The 18374-nt window shown below is 43.6% G+C and carries 17 protein-coding genes; 12 read left to right on the forward strand and 5 right to left on the reverse strand.

Annotation, left to right across the window (positions count from 1 at the left end):
* Positions 1-243: 243 nt before the first annotated feature.
* From CLV25_RS09230 to murB, 8 genes are all read left to right on the forward strand, one after another.
* Positions 244-1509: a carboxypeptidase-like regulatory domain-containing protein gene (locus tag CLV25_RS09230; protein ID WP_165877049.1), complete on the forward strand. Its 1266-nt coding sequence runs from the start codon at positions 244-246 to the stop codon at positions 1507-1509.
* Positions 1510-1593: 84 nt separating this feature from the next.
* A complete protein-coding gene (locus CLV25_RS09235) occupies positions 1594-2151 on the forward strand; it encodes an RNA polymerase sigma-70 factor (protein ID WP_165877050.1) in 558 nt (185 codons plus the stop codon).
* 20 nt (positions 2152-2171) lie between these two features.
* The gene (locus tag CLV25_RS09240; RefSeq protein ID WP_131839366.1) at positions 2172-3194 is read left to right on the forward strand and encodes a FecR family protein; all 1023 of its coding nucleotides are present in this window, start codon (positions 2172-2174) and stop codon (positions 3192-3194) included.
* Between the two features lie 64 nt (positions 3195-3258).
* Positions 3259-4770 carry a carboxypeptidase-like regulatory domain-containing protein gene (locus CLV25_RS09245; RefSeq protein ID WP_165877051.1) on the forward strand — a complete coding sequence of 504 codons (1512 nt, stop codon included), beginning with the start codon at positions 3259-3261 and terminating at the stop codon, positions 4768-4770.
* A 351-nt stretch (positions 4771-5121) separates the two neighbouring features.
* Positions 5122-6057, forward strand: a complete 936-nt coding sequence (locus CLV25_RS09250) for an NYN domain-containing protein (RefSeq protein ID WP_131839368.1) — start codon at positions 5122-5124, stop codon at positions 6055-6057.
* A 104-nt stretch (positions 6058-6161) separates the two neighbouring features.
* Entirely contained in the window at positions 6162-6749 is a 588-nt protein-coding gene (locus CLV25_RS09255; protein ID WP_131839369.1) for a 3'-5' exonuclease, read from the forward strand.
* 4 nt (positions 6750-6753) lie between these two features.
* Positions 6754-7233, forward strand: coding sequence for a hypothetical protein (locus CLV25_RS09260; protein WP_131839370.1), 480 nt, complete (start codon positions 6754-6756; stop codon positions 7231-7233).
* 74 nt (positions 7234-7307) lie between these two features.
* Positions 7308-8312, forward strand: a complete 1005-nt coding sequence (gene murB, locus CLV25_RS09265; protein ID WP_131839371.1) for a UDP-N-acetylmuramate dehydrogenase — start codon at positions 7308-7310, stop codon at positions 8310-8312.
* Positions 8313-8366: 54 nt separating this feature from the next.
* On the opposite strand, the gene mltG is transcribed toward murB, so the two are convergent.
* A complete protein-coding gene (gene mltG, locus CLV25_RS09270; protein ID WP_131839372.1) occupies positions 8367-9428 on the reverse strand; it encodes an endolytic transglycosylase MltG in 1062 nt (353 codons plus the stop codon).
* Between the two features lie 118 nt (positions 9429-9546).
* On the opposite strand from mltG, the gene CLV25_RS09275 reads away from it, so the two are divergent.
* Entirely contained in the window at positions 9547-10056 is a 510-nt protein-coding gene (locus CLV25_RS09275) for a DUF7935 family protein (RefSeq protein WP_131839373.1), read from the forward strand.
* A 105-nt stretch (positions 10057-10161) separates the two neighbouring features.
* On the opposite strand, the gene CLV25_RS09280 is transcribed toward CLV25_RS09275, so the two are convergent.
* Both CLV25_RS09280 and rlmB read right to left on the reverse strand, forming a co-directional pair.
* Positions 10162-10734, reverse strand: coding sequence for an RNA polymerase sigma factor (locus CLV25_RS09280; RefSeq protein ID WP_131839374.1), 573 nt, complete (start codon positions 10732-10734; stop codon positions 10162-10164).
* Positions 10735-11076: 342 nt separating this feature from the next.
* Complete coding sequence (rlmB, locus tag CLV25_RS09285; protein WP_131839375.1) at positions 11077-11841, reverse strand: 23S rRNA (guanosine(2251)-2'-O)-methyltransferase RlmB; 765 nt, start codon at positions 11839-11841, stop codon at positions 11077-11079.
* A gap of 367 nt (positions 11842-12208) precedes the next feature.
* On the opposite strand from rlmB, the gene CLV25_RS09290 reads away from it, so the two are divergent.
* A complete protein-coding gene (locus CLV25_RS09290) occupies positions 12209-12943 on the forward strand; it encodes a hypothetical protein (protein ID WP_131839376.1) in 735 nt (244 codons plus the stop codon).
* 123 nt (positions 12944-13066) lie between these two features.
* A complete protein-coding gene (locus CLV25_RS09295; RefSeq protein ID WP_131839377.1) occupies positions 13067-13411 on the forward strand; it encodes a hypothetical protein in 345 nt (114 codons plus the stop codon).
* A 114-nt stretch (positions 13412-13525) separates the two neighbouring features.
* Here CLV25_RS09295 and CLV25_RS09300 read toward each other — a convergent pair whose 3' ends face one another.
* Positions 13526-15196 carry a hypothetical protein gene (locus tag CLV25_RS09300; RefSeq protein ID WP_131839378.1) on the reverse strand — a complete coding sequence of 557 codons (1671 nt, stop codon included), beginning with the start codon at positions 15194-15196 and terminating at the stop codon, positions 13526-13528.
* Between the two features lie 497 nt (positions 15197-15693).
* Here CLV25_RS09300 and CLV25_RS09305 point away from each other — a divergent pair, with 497 nt between their 5' ends.
* Positions 15694-16227, forward strand: coding sequence for a hypothetical protein (locus CLV25_RS09305; RefSeq protein WP_131839379.1), 534 nt, complete (start codon positions 15694-15696; stop codon positions 16225-16227).
* 95 nt (positions 16228-16322) lie between these two features.
* Here CLV25_RS09305 and CLV25_RS09310 read toward each other — a convergent pair whose 3' ends face one another.
* Positions 16323-18233 (reverse strand): AMP-dependent synthetase/ligase, encoded by a 1911-nt coding sequence (locus tag CLV25_RS09310; RefSeq protein WP_131839380.1) that lies wholly within the window; start codon positions 18231-18233, stop codon positions 16323-16325.
* Positions 18234-18374: the final 141 nt, after the last annotated feature.

Genomic DNA, 18374 nt, shown 5'->3' on the forward strand with positions numbered 1-18374 from the left:
ATCCTCGTAGCTGAAGCTCGCTGCTTTTTCTTTCTCTTCCATTGTCTGCAAAGTTAACGTTATCATTTTGCAGACACAGTTGCATGAACAGTCTCGAATAGCCCTGAGGAGACGTTGACCCAACGTCTCTTTTTTTTTAAAAGGACAAAAAAAAGTCAACTTTTCTATAGGGGATTCTCCTAGTTGTACATCATAAGAGTGTAAACAACAAACAAAATGTCGAACGCTCTAAATATAGCAGCCATGAGAAACCTAGTAAAAAGAATGCTACAAATTGGCATGACAATCGTGTTAGTAGCTAGTTTCGGAATTGCCTTCGCTCAAAACGGAAACTACACAACCGTGTATGGAATTGTTAAGGATGTAAATACTCGACAAGCCGTTGCATTTGCAAATATTAGCATTCCAAACGGGAATATTGGAACCGTAACCAACTCCGAGGGGGAATTCATAATAAAGATACCCAAATCGCTCAACGCAACGGAGCTCGAAATCTCGCACGTTGGCTACAAGAATAGCAAACTAAAGATTGAAGAAAGCAACGGAAAACCAGGCGTATACTATGTTGAGGCACATACACTGTCGCTGCAAGAAATCATAATCCGTCCAGAATCGCCTGACATGCTCGTTCGAATGGCCATATCGGACGTTGCCCAAAACTACTCGACAGTCCCTGCTATGATGGAAGGATTTTACAGGGAAATAATCAAACAAAAACGAGACTATCTCTCTATTTCGGAAGCCGTAGTAGATATTTACAAGGCATCGTACACCAGCTTCGAGAACGACAGAGTAAGAGTTGAAAAAGGCCGCAAAGGAACCAATATCAAAAAAGCGGACACCCTTTTGGTTAAGCTCCAAGGCGGTCCTACGGTAGCCCTACTCCTTGATGTTGTTAAGAACCCAGAATACCTGTTCTCGCTCGAAGCTCTTCGCGACTATAAGTACGAAATGAAAGGTGTTGTAAACATCAACAACAAGCTAAACTACATCATCAGCTTCAGCCCTGCATTCGAACAGCCATATCCTCTATTCTACGGCAAATTCTATATCAACCAAGAAACGCTAGCGCTCACTATGGCTGAATTCAGCATGGATATCAGCGACAAAGCAAAAGCCGAATCGTTCTTCATCAAGAAGAAACCAATTGGCCTAAAAATGACGCCAACCTCAACCAGCTACTTGGTTTCGTACAAAACAGGCCCCGATGGCAAGTACTACGTAAACTATGTGCGCAACGAGATGAAGTTTAAAGCAGACTGGAAAAAGAGATGGTTTAACAGCTACTATACCGTAATGTCGGAAATGGCTGTCACCAATATCTCTAAGAAAAATGTTGCCAAAATTCCAAACGACGAAACGTTTAAAACATCGATGGTCCTTAACGATCGGTTACAAGACCTACAAGATCAGAACTTCTGGGGAGAAAGCAACATTATAGAACCAGAGCAATCAATAGAAAATGCCATCAAAAAGATTGCAAAGTACATGGAAAAGACTAACAACTAGAAAATTTAAATATAAAGATAATCTCCCTGTATGGGAGATTATCTTTTAACCCGAAAATGTATCTTTATCCATAAAAACAGCAGCATGGGACTTGCCGAAATCTCCATACAACGAAAGATTCAGGAAGGTGACATCAAAGAGTTTGAGCAGCTCTTCAAAAAATACTACGAGCCGCTTTGCCTCTATGCCAATGGAATAGTCAGAGACATGGATGTTGCAGAAGAAATCGTTCAAGATCTGTTTTATAGCTACTGGAAAAATAGAGCTTCGCTATCCATTCAGCTATCGCTAAACGCCTACCTCTACCGATCTATAAAAAACAACTCCCTCTCCTACCTACGGCAGCAATCGGTACGCCAACGGTACGCAGAAAGAAGTAAAAGCGAATTCGTTGAGGTAGAATCGACAACCGTAGAGGACGAAATGGTAGCCAAAGAACTAAACAAAGTTATTACCGATACGCTAAATCAGCTTCCAGAAAGGTGCTCAAAGGTATTTCAGATGAACCGATTTGAAGGTAAAAAGTATCAAGAAATTGCTGAAAAACTCGCCATTTCCATAAAAACGGTAGAAGCAGATATGGGGAAAGCCCTCCATCTTTTCAGAGAAAACCTCAAACGGTTTAACCGAGTAGCCATGTAACAACACTAACTTTTACAGCCATGAAGCTAAGCGAAAACAACATAGAGCATTTAGAATTAATAGCCAAATATTTGGCCAACGAGATGGAAGAAAACGAAAGGGCAAACTTTGAGATTGATATTGCCCTAGAGCCAAATAATGCTCTGCTTATAAATGAAATAAAAAGGGAGTGGAAAATGTTAGATAGCCACAACAGCAATAAAAGAGTTAACACTAACGATGCATGGGATAAGCTAAACACCCGTTTAGAAGAGGAAAACCTAATCCCAAAAGCAAAATCGACCAAGCACAGCATAGTTCCACGAAAAATGTTACAATATGCTGCCGTAGTAGCAGGGATAGCTGTTTTAGGGGTAACAACTTTTTGGGCAACCACAAAGATAAATAAACAACAGATGGTTAGCGTGCTTAACCAACAAGATCAAAGCACTATCGTAAAAACCCTTGCTGATGGATCAATTGTATACATTGCCCAAAACACCAACTTCGAGTATCCCATCAAATTTTCGAAGAAAGAACGCAAAGTTGCTCTAAACGGACAGGCATACTTCGACATTGCAAGAAATCCCGATAAGCCTTTTGTCATTGAAACAGAAAATGCCTACATTCAAGTTCTAGGAACAGCCTTTAACGTAAAATCATACGAATCAAAAACGTTTGAACTGGTTGTTGAACGAGGCAAGGTTAAGGTTTCTCTTAAAAAAAACCCCAGCATTAGCCAAGTTGTGGTAGCAGGCGAAAAAATAGTACTCGGCAAGAACAATCTTGAAAAAAGCGCATGGGACGACGATGGATCACTAGCTTGGAGGTTAGGCAAGATGCAGTTTAAAGATGAAACGCTGCAAAATATTGTCAGAGTAATAAACAGAAACTATCAATCGAATATAGCAATTGCAGACGAGCAAACTGCTAATCGTCGACTTACGGTTACCTTTAACGAAAACTCATTAAGCACTATAACAGAATTAATATGCATTACATTAAACCTAGAGAGCACAAAAAAGGATAACCAAATAATTCTAAGCCCTACAAATGCAAAGTAGCCAACAAACTGCTATACGTTTCACCAATCACACATCAGCACAATTATTTAAAAGATTGTTGCTGATGTGCTCTCTTCTTACAATAGCCCTAATAGAGGCAAACGCACAAAACAGCATACTAGAAAATCGATACTCGTTTGACACCAAAAAAGTATCTCTTTACGATGCGCTAAACATCGTAAGCCAAAAAACAGGATACTTTTTTATATACGACAGCCGTATACTCGAAAACGAGAGAAGGGTTAAGCTTGAGGCAAGAGGCGAAAAACTGGAAAGCATTATAAAGGGGCTTCTTAACAATCCAAAACTTGATTTACGGGTCCTATCCAAGCATATACTCATATATGAAAAGAAGGAAACTACAGCTACCCCAAAAAGCGAACAGAACAGGCACGATAGTACTATAATAATTTCAATAAAAGGAACCGTTTACGACAACCAAACGCGCAAAGCACTTCAGTATGTATCAGTAGCCATAGAAGGCACTTCTAGCGGAACCATTACCAATGGCGAAGGTTTTTTTATTCTAAAGCTACCTCAGAGCAACGAGCAGCTCAATATTCGAATTTCACATATTGGCTACAAACCCTACACTTTGCCAGTAATGCTTGTTCGTGATCAAAAAATTGACATTTACCTTAAACCAGATATAGTTTCGCTACAAGAAGTTGTAATACGCAGAGTTGACCCAACTGAAATTATAACAAGCACAATCAAGAACCTCAAAACTAATTACTCTCCAATCCCTTTCTATCTCACAACATTCTACCGCGAAGGCGTTCTTAAAAACAGCACTTACCTTAGTTACGCCGAAGCCATCCTAAAGATATACAAACCTACTATAAATCAATTTTTAGGAACAGAGCAAGTTAAAGAAATTAAATCGAGAAAAATAATAAACGCCGATCAGACAGACACCCTTTTGATGAAGCTAAAAGGGGGCGTATCGGCCTGTCTTAGCCTAGACATTGCGAAAAACATACCCGACTTTTTAGAACTTTCAGAAGTTGATAAATACCGATACACCCTTTCCGATATAATCTCTTACGAATCGCATAACGCCTACGCCATAGGTTTCGTACAAAAAGAGTCTATAGAAGAGCCCCTATTTACAGGTACTATATACATAGACACAGATAGTCTAGCCATCCTTGGTGCCGATTTTGAGATTAACCCGTCATTCATATCTAAAGCATCCGACTACCTTATCTCTCAAAACAGGAGAACGCATATAGTAAAACCCGAACGCTTTGCATATAGCCTTACATACCGAAAAATTGGGAATCATTACTTTACCAATCATGCGAAGTGCGACATACAGCTCAAGGTCAGAAAGAAAGGACGCTTTTTCAGCAATAACTATACCGCTTTCCTAGAAATGGCAACCTGCGACGTAGATACTAAAAACGTCATCAAGTTCGACAAACAAGAAACCATACGCCCTCAGGTTGTATTCCTTGATATACCTTACAATTACGATCCCGATTTTTGGGGAGACTTTAACTACATTGTGCCAGAAGAAAAAATAAACGAAGCGTTAAAACGGATAAATTCAAAAATTGGGAAGGTTGAATAGCAACCTAGCTGATAATACACCAATCCCTCTAATAGAATTTTCAAACAGCAACTTGCAAAAGCAATTTTCCGCAAGTATTACCTTTACCTCGTAACTAAAAAATCAGCAGATTAACTACGGAGGAACTTTTAAACAATACTTAATTATCAACATATTAAAAATGTGTTAATATTTCTTTTTTTTAATTCAATCAGTCATTTTCGTGAAAAACATAATGTTTTTTTTAAAAAATGGTAGTAATTTTACTTTGGTTTTAGTTCAAATATAAAACTGCCCTAATATGCAACAGTGAAGTGTATCAACACGGCCTGTATCATAAATTTTATAGTAAATTTTAATAACAGTACAATTATGAACAACGGATGTGCCTCTTCTCTAAAAAGAATCGGTGTTTTTTACGACGGTAACTATTTCCTTCAAGTAAGCAACTACTACAATTACGTTCACCCACGCAAAAGACGCCTAAGCATCTCTGGTCTTCACTACTACATCCGCCACTTAGTAGCAAAAGAAGAAAACGTAGACATTAAGCTTTGTAAAATTGCCGATGCCCACTACTTTAGATGTAGGTATAGCGCACAAGATGCAAGCCAGCGCGGAAATCAACTCTACTACGATCGCGTATTTGACGACATTCTAATGTCAGAAGGCGTAATTACGCACTATCTTCCATTCAAAAATAACTTTGGGAAGAAAGAGGAAAGGGGAATTGATGTATGGTTAGCACTTGAAGCTTTTGAACTAGCTATTTACAAGCAATTTGACATCGTAGTATTAATTGCTTCTAATGGCGATTACGTACCACTCGTACGCAAGCTCAACACTCTTGGAACCCGCGTAATGGTGCTTGGTTGGGAGTTTGAATACACCAACGACGAAGGACAAAAAGTAGTAACCAAAACCTCTCAGGACTTACTCGAGGAGGTTAGCTATCCTGTCCCAATGCACACAGAAATCGATGAAAACGAAGAAGATTCTGAGATCGTAGACAATCTTTTTGTTAGCAACGAGAGCACTCCAAAACCAGTAATTGCAACAAACATTACTGCAGCTGCCCCAAAATCAAAGGTTTCTATCGCAAGCGAAGACTACCAAGAAGGAGAAATCCTAAGTTTAAAGAATGGTTATGGGTTTATTAAACATCCAAACAACAACCTATTCTTCCACTACCTAGACCTTCAGGACGTCGACTTTAACGATCTTATGCCTGGGGATCCTGTTGAGTTCACCATTGAACAAAACATACATGGGCAAGATGTTGCCAAGAACGTACGTAAAATAGAGTAAGCAATACCTCCACCAAAAAAGGCCATCCGCTAGATGGTCTTTTTTTTTACTAATAATGTTAATTATTCATTTGAATTAATAAATTTGGGCAATGCATTTTTCTTATGGCTAATCTAGTTTTGGATTTGGAATTAAGCGGTATTGAACCAGGATGGCATGAGATCATCCAATTAGGAGCTGCTCTTTACGACAAAGAATGGAACCTTAAAAGCACCTATATTTCAAACGTATATCCAGAAAACAGAGAAAGTTTTTCGTTGTCGTCCCAAAAGATCCATCAGCTTAGCCTAGAAGAACTGGAGGATGCTCCTATGCTACATGAAGTTCTTGAAGATTTCGAAGAATGGCTTACTAAATATCTTAAGCACAACTCGCTCCGAAGCTTAAACATCTGCGGACAAAGCGTAATGTACGACATCGTTTTTTTAAAAGCTGCTTACCGCCAAGAAAAAAAGGAATGGCCTTTCTCAAATATGCTGATCGATCTTCACAACATTGCCTTCTACCTTTTTGAAGTGCTGGCTAAAAACGGTATAAAAACACCTCGATCACTAAGCCTAAACGCAATAGCCGATTTTTTCGATCTTAAAAGAGAAGGCCTAGAGCACAACGCTCTCGAAGATGCCCTCATAACAGGAGAATGCCTAAGAGAATGTATGAACTACACAAACATCCTAAAACTTAAAGCCTAGTGCTATGACATTTCAAAATGAACTAATCGACAAAACATCAGCTACTCTTTCTAGAATAAACTGGAGCTGTATTGGAGCAATGATTATACTTCTGCTAATTACATCTTTTGCTCAAAAAAACATCCCGATTGCGGTGACCGCAGAAACGGCAGCAAAGCTATACTTGACTGCAATTGTAATTGCTATTATTTTCATCCCTCTATCAAATTGGCTTTTCAACAAGAGAATTAAGCGAATAAGCAGTAACGAACCCACCGAGTTAAGCCTTAGAATTTACAGGGTAGCCTTTTACTCAAGACTTGTACTTGTTTGTTCGGCATTTGTTGTAAACCTATTGCTATACTTCTTTTCGAGCAACACCCATCTTCTCATAATTGGAGCAATATTTATTGTCTACCAAATGATCGCTATTCCGAGCAAGGATAGCTTATTCGAAATTATAGGCATAGAAGCCAACGAAAAAGAAGCAGATCAAACTCTTTAACAGAAGAAGTATGCCCTTATGAATCGTATATCGAATATGCGATTTGTATCTTTGCGCAACCAAACAACAGCCCAATGATCGTATACGAAAACTTCCCATTAAAGGAAATCACCACCTTTGGAATTGACGCGAAAGCAAAAAAGTTAGTCCAAACCGCTACTAATGATGAACTAGTTACCTTTCTAAAATCGAATAAATCGGCACCAATTTTTGTGCTGGGAGGTGGAAGCAACATTATATTCACATCAGACTTTGAAGGAGTAATTCTTCAACCTTCAGATAAGAGCATACAAATAGTTGCCGAAGATGCCAATAGCACAACAATAAAGGTAGGTGCAGGCATGGAATGGGACGATCTAGTTAAGCTAACCGTTGAACAAGGTTGGGGAGGACTAGAAAATTTATCGCTTATACCAGGGCACGTAGGTGCTTGTCCTGTACAGAATATAGGTGCTTATGGTGTTGAAGTTAAAGATGTCATAACAGCAGTAGAGGGCTTTTACCTAGATAATGCTGAGCATTTTTGCTTCAACAACGATTTTTGCCAGTTTGGCTATCGTGATAGCATATTCAAAAAAGATCTAAAGGGGAAAACGGCAATTACCCATGTCACGTTTACCCTTAGCAAAAAGCCTATGCTCAAAACTCACTACGGCAATATAGAGGAAGAGCTAAAGAATTACAGCGAAAGAAATATCCAAACTGTAAGAGATGCCGTTATCTCTATCCGCGAACGTAAGCTCCCATCGCCCAAGTTGATGGGTAACTGTGGAAGCTTTTTCAAAAATCCTACAATCCCCAATGTAGAATTTGAATCTATAAGAGCAAAATATCCAAACGTACCAAACTACCCTGCCAACAACGGGCTTACAAAGATTCCTGCCGCCTGGCTCATTGAAACCTGTGGTTATAAGGGTATAAAAAGAGGGAATGTAGGCATCCACAGCCAGCAAGCACTTGTGCTAGTAAACCTAGGAAATGCCACCGGAAAGGAGGTTATCGAATTAGCCGACGAGATAATCGGAACCGTATCCAAAGAATTTGGAATTACCCTAGAGAAAGAGGTAAACATTCTATAATAGAATCCATATCTTACGAAAAATAAAAAGCCGCTTTAGAGCGGCTTTTTATTTTTACTTCTTTATGTTTCGCTTATTAAGTGCAGCCTGATAAAGCTTAGCATTTTTCTCGTGCTCCTCTTTTGTAACCGCAAAAGCATGCGCCCCCGAAAAATCGGCCTTTGCACAAAAGTAGAGGTAAGGTGTATTTGCTCTGTTCAGCACCGCATCAATGGCCTCTATTGAAGGTAGAGCAATAGGGCCTGGGGGCAATCCCTGATACATGTAGGTGTTATACGGAGAATCGAAGGTTAGATGCTTATTAAGAATACGACGTATTGTAGGATCTCCAATTGCAAACTTTACGGTAGGATCGGCCTGCAGCAGCATTCCCTTCTTGAGGCGATTAAGGTAAACGCCTGCTATCGTATTCATCTCGGGAGTATAGTTTGTTTCCTCGTCGACAATTGAGGCAACAGTTATTACCTGCTCGCGAGTTAAGCCCAACGAATCGGCCTTTTGCTGACGCTGATTCTTGCTCCAAAAGCCATCGTACTCCTTCTTCATTCTCGAAAGAATTTCGCTTGGAGTAACATTCCAGTAGAACTCATAGGTATTGGGGATGAAAAGGCTAATAATAGTTTCGGGAGTCATCCCTATAGACTGAGCAACGGAGTCGCTGTTTAGCATTGTTACAATAGCCAGCGAATCGGGCTCCAGCTGCTTACCTAGTACCGAAGCCAGCTTCTCCTTTGTCCTAATATTGTTGATGTATACTCGAGCAGGATCCTGGCTTCCAGATATCAGCATGTTAAGCATCCTACGGTTGCTCATTCCGCTTATCAGCTTATACCTACCCGGCTTAACCTTTTTATCATATCCCTTTTCTTCGGCATACTTTTGGAACCTTTCTAGGTTCTTTATGTATCCTTTTTCCTTAAGGATTGCAATAACATCATCGTAGCTGCTTCCTGTGGGGATCAGGATATGGGCATGCTTCTCCCCTTTCAGATCGACATTTGGCATAAACATGTTGGTGTATAGCCTTAGTCCAAAAAACATAGCAACGCCAAATAGTGCGACGGCTACGATTACAGCAATTTTCTTAACAGATCTCTTTTGTTTTACAGAACCCATTATCAACTAATTTTTATGCAAAATAAACGTTTTAAGTATAAAGTTGACCTTGCCGCTTAGCTTTTAAGGTTTCAATCTCATATCTTTTAGGTAAATTTGATAAATTTTTTTTCAGACTATGATTGAGATAGTGTTTGCCGTATCAGTACTTTGTATTGCAGCAGTAGCAATTGTGGCGATTACGCTTACGTTGCGCCATCAGAAATCGTTTCAAAATATAGAAAAACAGATTGCGAGCAACAAGGTTACCCTCCCTCTCCGGCTTCAAGCCTACGAAAGGTGCATCGTATTTCTGGAACGAATTAGCCCCGACTCGCTGGTGGTGAGGGTCAACAAAAGTGAGGATACGGTTGCAAGCCTACAAGCCAAGCTGCTTAGCGCAATCCGTTCCGAGTTTGAGCACAACATCTCGCAGCAGCTGTACGTTAGCCCGGAAACTTGGTCGTACGTGGTAAACGCCAAGAACAACATTATTGGCTTAATCAACACGTGCAGCGGCAGGCTTCACCCCGAGATGAGGGCCATTGAGCTATCGAAGCTCATTATCGAAACCTACGCCAACATTGATATCGCGCCAACAGCAACGGCAAAGCAAAAAATAAAGCAAGAGGTAGCCCTACTCTACTAAAGGGAAACTCCGCGACAAGCACCGTAAGCATAACGACTATAAGCAAAAAGGGCCCTTGGGGCCCTTTTTGACTTAACAAACAAACTGCTAAAAACACAAATGAGGTTAGAATCGCTCTAAAACATTTGCTCTCTTCTTTAAATTTATGATGGCGTATCTCATTCGTCCAAGTGCGGTATTTACGCTTACATCGGTAAAATCGGCGATTTCCTTAAAGCTTAAGCCTATATAATACCTCAGTATTACTACCTCGCGCTGCTCCTTTGGAAGCTCATCAACCAACATCCTTAGGCACCTATCCTGCTGCTTCCGAATTATAGCCTTTTCTGGAGAATCGTCGGTAGACATGCCGCGCAGCTTTACCTCTATTGCGCTATTCTCTTCAATGGAAATTGGAAGATCCTTACGGTAGTAGTCTATAACCATGTTACGGGCAATCCGCATTAGCCAAGGGACAAACTTTCCGGAATCGTGGTAAGCCCCTTCTACAAGCGATCGGTAGGCCTTTACGAAAACATCTTGTGCTATATCTTCGGCCACATCCTGCCTCCTAATAAACATACAAATGTAGCCTAGAACTTTTTTTCGATACCGATTATGCAATATTGCAAACGAAGCATCGCTGCCCTTGGCAACTCGCTCTACCAATTCGTTATCTGCAAGCAAAGGAGTTTTCAATGTTTGGATATTTTGATGGTTTTTACTGCGTTGTTCAATTACAGGTGCAAAATATCCATTATGCCGATCTTGCTCACTTAAAATCCTCCACAAAACGGTTAAGGCTTTGTTAATTTTTTAAGCTAACGCCCCTACAAAAACATAGCTATATCAATATATATCAGCATTATACAAAATAAACATTTTGTTAACTCGACGGCAAAACCGCCTTTGGCAAGGCTAAAAAAAGCCCCCAACTTGACCTCAATCGCCCTTGGTTTTACCAAAAAACAAGGGCAAACTCCACCTTTGGCGGAATGCTTGCCCTTTTGTTCTATGATGCTATCCTAAAACGGAATCTGCCTAATCTTCGTACATGGCATCAAAAATACGCTGACGAACGGCCTCGAACATAACCAACGCTGCGGCAACGCCCACGTTAAGAGAGTCGATCTGACCGCTTAGGGGTACCTTCACCATCTCGTCAACAAACTTGAGGTTGTCGGACGATATCCCCTTATCCTCCGATCCCATAATGATAGCCGTAGGTGGGGTCATATCTACCTTATACATCATATCCTTTGCCTTTTCGGACGAGGCAACAATCTTGATGCCGCTATCCCTTAGGTAGAAAATGGCCGATCGTAGGCTGGGAACCTTTACGATAGGTATAAAGTGAAGCGCTCCTGCCGAAGACTTAATGGCATCGGAGTTGATTTGGGCCGATCCCTTGGCCGGAATGATGATGGCATTAGCCCCGGCGCATTCGGCCGAGCGCGCTATGGCGCCAAAGTTTCTGACATCGGTAACCCCATCGAGAACGAGAAATAGCGGAACCTTTTTCTCGTCGGCAAGAGCAGCGGTTACCACCTCTTCGAGCTCGTAGTACTCAACCTGAGCGGCAAATGCAATTACGCCTTGGTGGTTTTGGCTGGTTATTCCGTTAAGCTTTTCGGCAGGAACGTACTGGGCAAATATCCTTTTCCTACGGAGTAGGTCCTTTAGCTCCTGAATCAGCTCGCCCTCAAGACCGTTTTTAATCATTACCTTATCCAGCTGCTTACCAGCATTTATAGCCTCTATCACAGGGCGAATTCCAAATATTGCATTTTGGTTGCTTGCGCTCATAGTTGTCGTATTTGGCGCAAAGATACAAAAACTCCCCATAGTACCCCGATAGGGTCGGCTCTACCACAGCGATTTCGCGGTTAAAAATACTGGCTCAGCATTTGGCCGAGGCTAGGAGCTTATAAAGAAAAGACGCTTCCCTTCTCTGTTCTTTTTTGCCTTTAAAAAAGAGCAGAACAGGTTACGCTTGCCGATGGTATGCCAACAAAAGCGCCCCCTCATGTCGCTCTGCGCTATCAATAAAGTACCCCCTAAGTACAAGAGCTAATTTTTACAGCCAAAAAGCTTTAATTCATCAATAAAATTTTATACATTTCGTTCGTTCTGAGAAAATAAAGTTTAAACAACGCTTAATAATTTTAAAACCATGAGTAGTATTTCAGAAACAGGCCACGCCAAAAACGTGGACAACTTGGGCAACCTCATAGCAGGTATCGCCACCTACGGAGCCAAGTACAATCCCGCCAACCCGCTAATTGTAGCCACAGCGCTTAAAGCAAAGGAGGCTTCGGCCCGTGCCTCCATCGACACCCTCAATACGGCCGCCATTCGGTACGCCAACGCCAGCAACAAGCGCGAAAGCACATTCATGCCGCTCAACTCGTTGGTAACCCGTGCGCTCAACGTTCTACGCTCGTCGGCATCGGCCGACAACACCGATGCCACCGTAGCCTCCATTGCCCGAAAGATAACCAGCACACGGACGGCCGCCAAGAAAGAGGCTACCGCCACAGCTGCAGATGTTAAGGTGGCCACCATATCGACATCGCAGCGCAGCTTCGACAGCCTAGCCGATAACTTCGACCGCTTTGTGGAGGCGCTCGCCAACATCGCCGAGTACAAGCCCAACGAGGAGGAGCTTAAGGTGGAAGCGCTCAAGGCCTTTGCCGCCGAGCTGCGCAGCTGCAACAACGAGTGCAATGCGGCCAGCTTTGCCCTCGACAGCGCCCGCGATGCCCGCAACGCCGAGCTCTACACGCCCAACACCGGACTGGTTGATGTTGCCCTTAGCGCAAAGACCTACGTGAAGGCCCTCTTTGGCGTTAACAGCACCGAGTACAAGCGCATTGCCTCGATAGAGTTCCGCAACAAAAAGCTTTAGCCCCTAAGCATAAGCTCCACCTCCAACCTAGCAAGGCTGAAGCATTCCATACCAACGGAGGTATCCATACAGGCTACCTCCGTTTTTTCCTGCAACGGCTCCGCCATCGGCCGCCATCGAACGATGGACCAACAATTGCAGAACCACCCGCTACAAAGGATCACTACCGATCAGCACAGCATCCTGCTCCCGCTACACAATGGGGCGGCGGTCGTGCACAATCGCTTGGTTGCTCAGCACAATGGCTTGGAGGTTTTACACAATGGCTCGGAGGCTGAGCACAACGGCTCGGAGGTTTTACACAATGGCTTGGAGGCTGAGCACAATCACTTGGTAGTTTTACACAATGGCTTGGAGGCTGAGCACAACGGCTTGGTAGTTCTACACAATGGCTCGGAGGCTGAGCACAACGGCTTGGTTGCCGGCACAAATAGCGGCTACCGCCTACGCGCAACCAGCAGCCCATAGCCCATCCGCTCCCCACCAAGCGCATCCACAAAAAAGCCCCCGGCCGCTGCCCGCGCATGCGTACAGCCAAGGCCGAAGGCTCGCTCTAGAGCGCTGCTCCAGCAGCAGCAATAGCTACTTCCTTATAATAATGATGTCTTCGCCAACAATGTCGGTTCCATCCAGCAGCTTTCCGGTAACGGATAGCTTCACAACGTCTCCTACGGCATTACCGGCCAGCAACGAGGCGATGTCCTGAAGGTTAAACTTGAGCGTTAGATCGGCATAGCCATCGGGGCCAAGCGTGTTGCAGGATGTTGCGCTAAGCTTCTTGCCAACATAAGGCAAGTATGGGGTCGAAACATCTTCGATGCTCCACCTAACGGGAACAGCAACCCCGTTGATCAGGATGGATGCAGGATCGATCTGGGTTACATCAAGCCCAGCCGAGCCGAGAATGGCCGCAGGCATAACCCCGTTGCCCGTTCGGTTGATTGGGTTTGGACATGAGGTTGGGTGAACGTCGAAGCCCACCTCTACGGCATTCTTAACGGTTATCTTAACGTGCTGCTTGCCGTAAACAACGCCATCGCCAACTAGGCAAACGTCAAACTCGTAAACGCCATCGGGAGTTCCGGCAGGTACGGTAATCGCGATGTCGAAGTCGTAGGTTAAAGGATCTTCACCAAGTACGATATCGGTATACGAGGCAGGGGTTACGCTGGTTAACCAGCCGGCATAACCGGGCGTGCAAACCTCTAAGGTCAGCTTATCAATCTTAGACACCTCGCTCTGAATGATACCGGCGATAAACGTTGCGATATCAGATCCACCGGGGATGGTACCATCGCTGTTTATTTGGAATGCATCGCCTCCTGTTTTGGCAGCGTATGCCTTCCACAAGTCGAGGTTACCGCCGCTATGCAGTACAATTAGGGTGATGTTTTGGGCGGCCATCTGGTCGAGCACAGGAAGAATGGCCAAATCGTCGGGAGTACCAGCAACGCCATCTCTACCCGGATCGGGACCGGTAGATCCGCTTCCGCCTAGAATACCAAATACGTTACAATCGTGAGGGATAGCATCGAGCCAGGCAACCACAATTTTCTTTGCCCCGCTTCGCCATCCTATTGATGCATCAGCAGTAGTCTCGTAAAGAACGCGGGTATAATCTTCTGGACCATCGTCGCCATATCCCAAGTTAAGGCCGCTGATAGCACCAGCAACAACCGTATTAGATGAAGTCAAGCTTTGATTAAGCGCGTAGGGGTAGTCGGGACCGCTTCCGTAAGATGCACTGTAGCCGCACCCCGAGAAGTAGCCCTTGTAGTCCATGTGCGAGATAACGCCAAACTTGGAGTCGGCAATTATCATCCGAATTTGGTTCATGATGTTAACGGAGTTAACCTTAACATTTTCGAGTTCGCCCCCCATACTTCCGGTTAAGTCGATGGTAAACATAACATCGCCAATTGGAGGAGCACCGGTTAGATGGGCTGTTTTCTTTTCGGTAACGCTTTGTCCGGTCTTAAGCGTTTTTTCTAGCGATGCAGGCTCAAGCCACGAAGAGCCCGAAGTTGCAGCTTTTAGCCTAGACTGAGGAGGGAATGATAGCAGCTGTACGGTAGCAGCGGGGATCTTGCCAAGCTGATCAGGAGAGGGATTGGAAGGCAGGTTAAGCAAACGAGCCTGGGTTGTCTGGTCAATTGGAGTTTCTTCATCGTACGCCTGGTTACATCCAGTAATCAGGAATAGAGCCATCGCCGTCATGGCTACGGCACCTAGTAGTAAACGGTTCCTTTTCATAGTACTTTAAGATTTGAGCTTGACACATAAAATGAAGTTGAATTACATGGACAATTCGAACCTAACCGAGAGAGGTCGGCGTGTCCACTTCGCCGCTCGCCCGTTTCCATTTAATTCGCAAAGCCAACAGAAACTTTTCCAAACAGTCAAAGAGCTCACTTCATTTACAACAAGGCTCAAGCATCATACCGAAGGCCGTTTTACCCTTAGTGGCACACCCTTTAAGTACGACGATAGCAGCTAAATGTTATTCAAGCAGTACGAAAGAAACCTTACAAGGCACAAAGAAGGCTAAAGCAAGCTTATGCCCCCCACCCCGCTGCTGCTGCCACGCACAAAAGCAACCGCAAAAAGACAGAAACCAAGCATAACGTAAAGCGCTAAAAGTAGCACCATGTGCTATCGCACGAATACGCCAACATCCAAGTTGGGTTAGCCCAAAGGAGGAATTGCAAACCCGCCTCAAAGCGCTACCTTTGCAGCATAATTATGTCTTTATGATGAAACACACCGAACTGGTTGATAAGTACGATGCCCAGGTTGATGCACTAGAGGTGCAATTTCGCGACAGAGGCTTAACCGAAGAGCAAACCGAGCCCTTCTTCTTCCAGCTGCGCACGCAAACCTTCTTCTTTGCCCGCCTCGACGACCTATCAATTGATGCAGCCGTTCAGGACGAGCTGTACGATCACTACAACCAGCGCCAAACCACCATCGAACGATGGATAGAGGACATGACCTACGCGCTCAAGTACGGCTACATACTCGAAGAGGCCGGATTGGAAGCGACAGAGGCCCCTCACGAAATAGCCTACCTAAAGGTAACGATGAACGATGACGACATTGCAGCAATCTACAACAACCTCACAGAAGCATTAGAAATGCTAATGCAAAGCACCGACAACGAAGTGCTTGCTGGTAAGCTCGAGCGCTTTAGGGAGCGAATGCTCTCCACCAACGACACCACCCGTGAGGCCATTATGCCCGTTCTTAAAAGGGTAGAGAAATTGATCGAAAAAGAGGACGAATAACCCATAAAAACAAGAGCCGCGTTTGAAACGCGGCTCTTGTTTTTTTATAGCCAAATAGAGATGAGCTTAAAACGCAGCTCTACGACACTACGATTTTACGATAACGATTTTATGTTATAATCGCCATAGATGTGCTTGCCGTTATTCTTGTACAGATTCTCGATGACATCCTTGTAGGCAGCCTCCACCTTTCCACGAACAATCTTCATGGTGCTATTCATCATTCCATTTTGCTCGGTAAACCCTTCGGGAAGAATGGCAAACGTAGCAGGCAACCAGCGTTCGGGAAACATTCCGGCAAGGTGTCCACCCTTACGGAACTGAGCAATCTCCTTATTTAGCTCCTCAATAGCATGCTTCTTACCCTCTACGGTATCCCACCCCTGATGATGGTGCTGATGAGCATTGGCATAACGCTTCATAGCCTCCTTATTTGGAACAATCAGCGCAATAGTGTAGGCATTTTGAGAGTTGTATAGGATTACCTGATCGATCATCTTACAGTGGGCTACAAGCGCCTCCTCTATTCCTTCAGGACTATACTTTTCGCCATCCGAACCTATCAGCAAGCTCTTAAAACGCCCCATAACGTATAGAAATCCATCCTTATCCATGTAGCCCATATCGCCAGTATGCAGCCACCCGTCAATAACGGTTTCGGCAGTAGCCTTTTCGTTACGCCAGTAGCCATGCATCACATTTCCTCCTTTAATAACAATCTCGCCCTTCTCCCCTACGGGCAAAGCGTTACCGCTATCGTCCATAATCTTTAGTTCCATTGGCCTTACAAGGAAACCTGAAGAGCCCAGCTTATGCTTTTTTGCAGCATTAGAAGATATAATAGGAGTTGCCTCCGATAAGCCGTACCCCTGATACATAGGGATACCAATAGCGTAGTAGAATCGTTGAAGTTCGATATCGAGCAGCGCTCCTCCTCCAATAAAGAAGTCGAGTTCACCGCCAAAAACATCGCGGAGCTTCGTAAAGATAATCCTATCGAAAAGCGACACCAATGGCTTAAGCATGAAGCTTAGCCCTGTACCCTTGTTAAAACCTTCCTTATTGTAGGCGTAGGCAACCTTTAATCCTGCATTAAACAGCATCTCGGTTACTTTTCCCTTTGCCCTTATACCGTTTTCAATATTCTTCTTGAAGTTTTTAGCCAAAGCAGGTACGCTCAGCAGCAAGTTTGGCTTAAACTCCTTAATATTTATAGGGATATTCTTGAGCGTCTCCATTGGCGTACGCCCCACCTGAACCGTTCCTATGCTAGCTCCACAAGCCATAAAGCTGTACATCCCGGCCACATGTGCAAAGCAATGATCAAGAGGAAGAATAAGCAGCGTTTTGTAGCCAACAGGAATATCCATGAGCGAAAGAGCCTGCTCTACGTTAGAAGAGTAGTTACTGTGCGTAAGAACAATACCTTTAGGATCGGCAGTAGTCCCCGATGTATAGGTTATATTGGCAAAGCTCGTTGGTTTAACCGAAGCGATACGTTCGTTGAGCAGCTCGCAATTAGCAGCATCTGACAAGAATTCATCGCCCAACCTTTTAACATCATCCCACAGAATTTCATTTTCGGCAAGATCGTTAATAGTACCAGCAACAATCACCTTCTGTACGTTGGGTAGATTTCCAACAATCTTTCTGATTTTGGGCAGCTGATTTCCAGAAACAACAATAAATCTAGACTCCGAATGCACCAACCGGAACATAAGATCGCTAGCTTCCTCCAGCTTTATCGAAAGAGGAACATCTACAGCTGCGGCATAAAAAATCCCAAGTTCCGATATCATCCAGGCATTGCACCCCTCTGCAAGGATCGCAACCTTATCCTCTTTTTCAACTCCAATAGCAATAAGTCCAGCAGCAAAACTTCTAACCAGTTCCTTAGTTTGCGAGTACGAAGTAGGCTTAAAGGCCCCGTTTGTTTTTTCCCAGAGATATGGAAGGTCAGGATATTTCCGTACGCTTTCTTCAAAAAGATCAATAATTGTCTTCATATGCAGTTACATGCGATGTTAATTGTGCTAATTGCAAGCATTCCATTAATGCGACGCCAAAAGTAATTGGTAAAAATAATTTTAATTTGCATTTTTAGCTATCCTTAGAAATAAAAAGAAGCGTATCAAACCGCATCTTTA

Source organism: Acetobacteroides hydrogenigenes (assembly GCF_004340205.1).
GTDB classification, from domain to species: Bacteria; Bacteroidota; Bacteroidia; order Bacteroidales; family ZOR0009; genus Acetobacteroides; species Acetobacteroides hydrogenigenes.

Coding starts and splice junctions, on each gene's coding strand:
- CLV25_RS09230 (WP_165877049.1), top strand. CDS start 244: ATGAGAAACCTAGTAAAAAGAATGCTACAAATTGGCATGACAATCGTG.
- CLV25_RS09235 (WP_165877050.1), top strand. CDS start 1,594: ATGGGACTTGCCGAAATCTCCATACAACGAAAGATTCAGGAAGGTGAC.
- CLV25_RS09240 (WP_131839366.1), top strand. CDS start 2,172: ATGAAGCTAAGCGAAAACAACATAGAGCATTTAGAATTAATAGCCAAA.
- CLV25_RS09245 (WP_165877051.1), top strand. CDS start 3,259: ATGTGCTCTCTTCTTACAATAGCCCTAATAGAGGCAAACGCACAAAAC.
- CLV25_RS09250 (WP_131839368.1), top strand. CDS start 5,122: ATGAACAACGGATGTGCCTCTTCTCTAAAAAGAATCGGTGTTTTTTAC.
- CLV25_RS09255 (WP_131839369.1), top strand. CDS start 6,162: ATGGCTAATCTAGTTTTGGATTTGGAATTAAGCGGTATTGAACCAGGA.
- CLV25_RS09260 (WP_131839370.1), top strand. CDS start 6,754: ATGACATTTCAAAATGAACTAATCGACAAAACATCAGCTACTCTTTCT.
- murB (WP_131839371.1), top strand. CDS start 7,308: ATGATCGTATACGAAAACTTCCCATTAAAGGAAATCACCACCTTTGGA.
- mltG (WP_131839372.1), bottom strand. CDS start 9,428: ATGGGTTCTGTAAAACAAAAGAGATCTGTTAAGAAAATTGCTGTAATC.
- CLV25_RS09275 (WP_131839373.1), top strand. CDS start 9,547: ATGATTGAGATAGTGTTTGCCGTATCAGTACTTTGTATTGCAGCAGTA.
- rlmB (WP_131839375.1), bottom strand. CDS start 11,841: ATGAGCGCAAGCAACCAAAATGCAATATTTGGAATTCGCCCTGTGATA.
- CLV25_RS09290 (WP_131839376.1), top strand. CDS start 12,209: ATGAGTAGTATTTCAGAAACAGGCCACGCCAAAAACGTGGACAACTTG.
- CLV25_RS09295 (WP_131839377.1), top strand. CDS start 13,067: ATGGACCAACAATTGCAGAACCACCCGCTACAAAGGATCACTACCGAT.
- CLV25_RS09300 (WP_131839378.1), bottom strand. CDS start 15,196: ATGAAAAGGAACCGTTTACTACTAGGTGCCGTAGCCATGACGGCGATG.
- CLV25_RS09305 (WP_131839379.1), top strand. CDS start 15,694: ATGATGAAACACACCGAACTGGTTGATAAGTACGATGCCCAGGTTGAT.
- CLV25_RS09310 (WP_131839380.1), bottom strand. CDS start 18,233: ATGAAGACAATTATTGATCTTTTTGAAGAAAGCGTACGGAAATATCCT.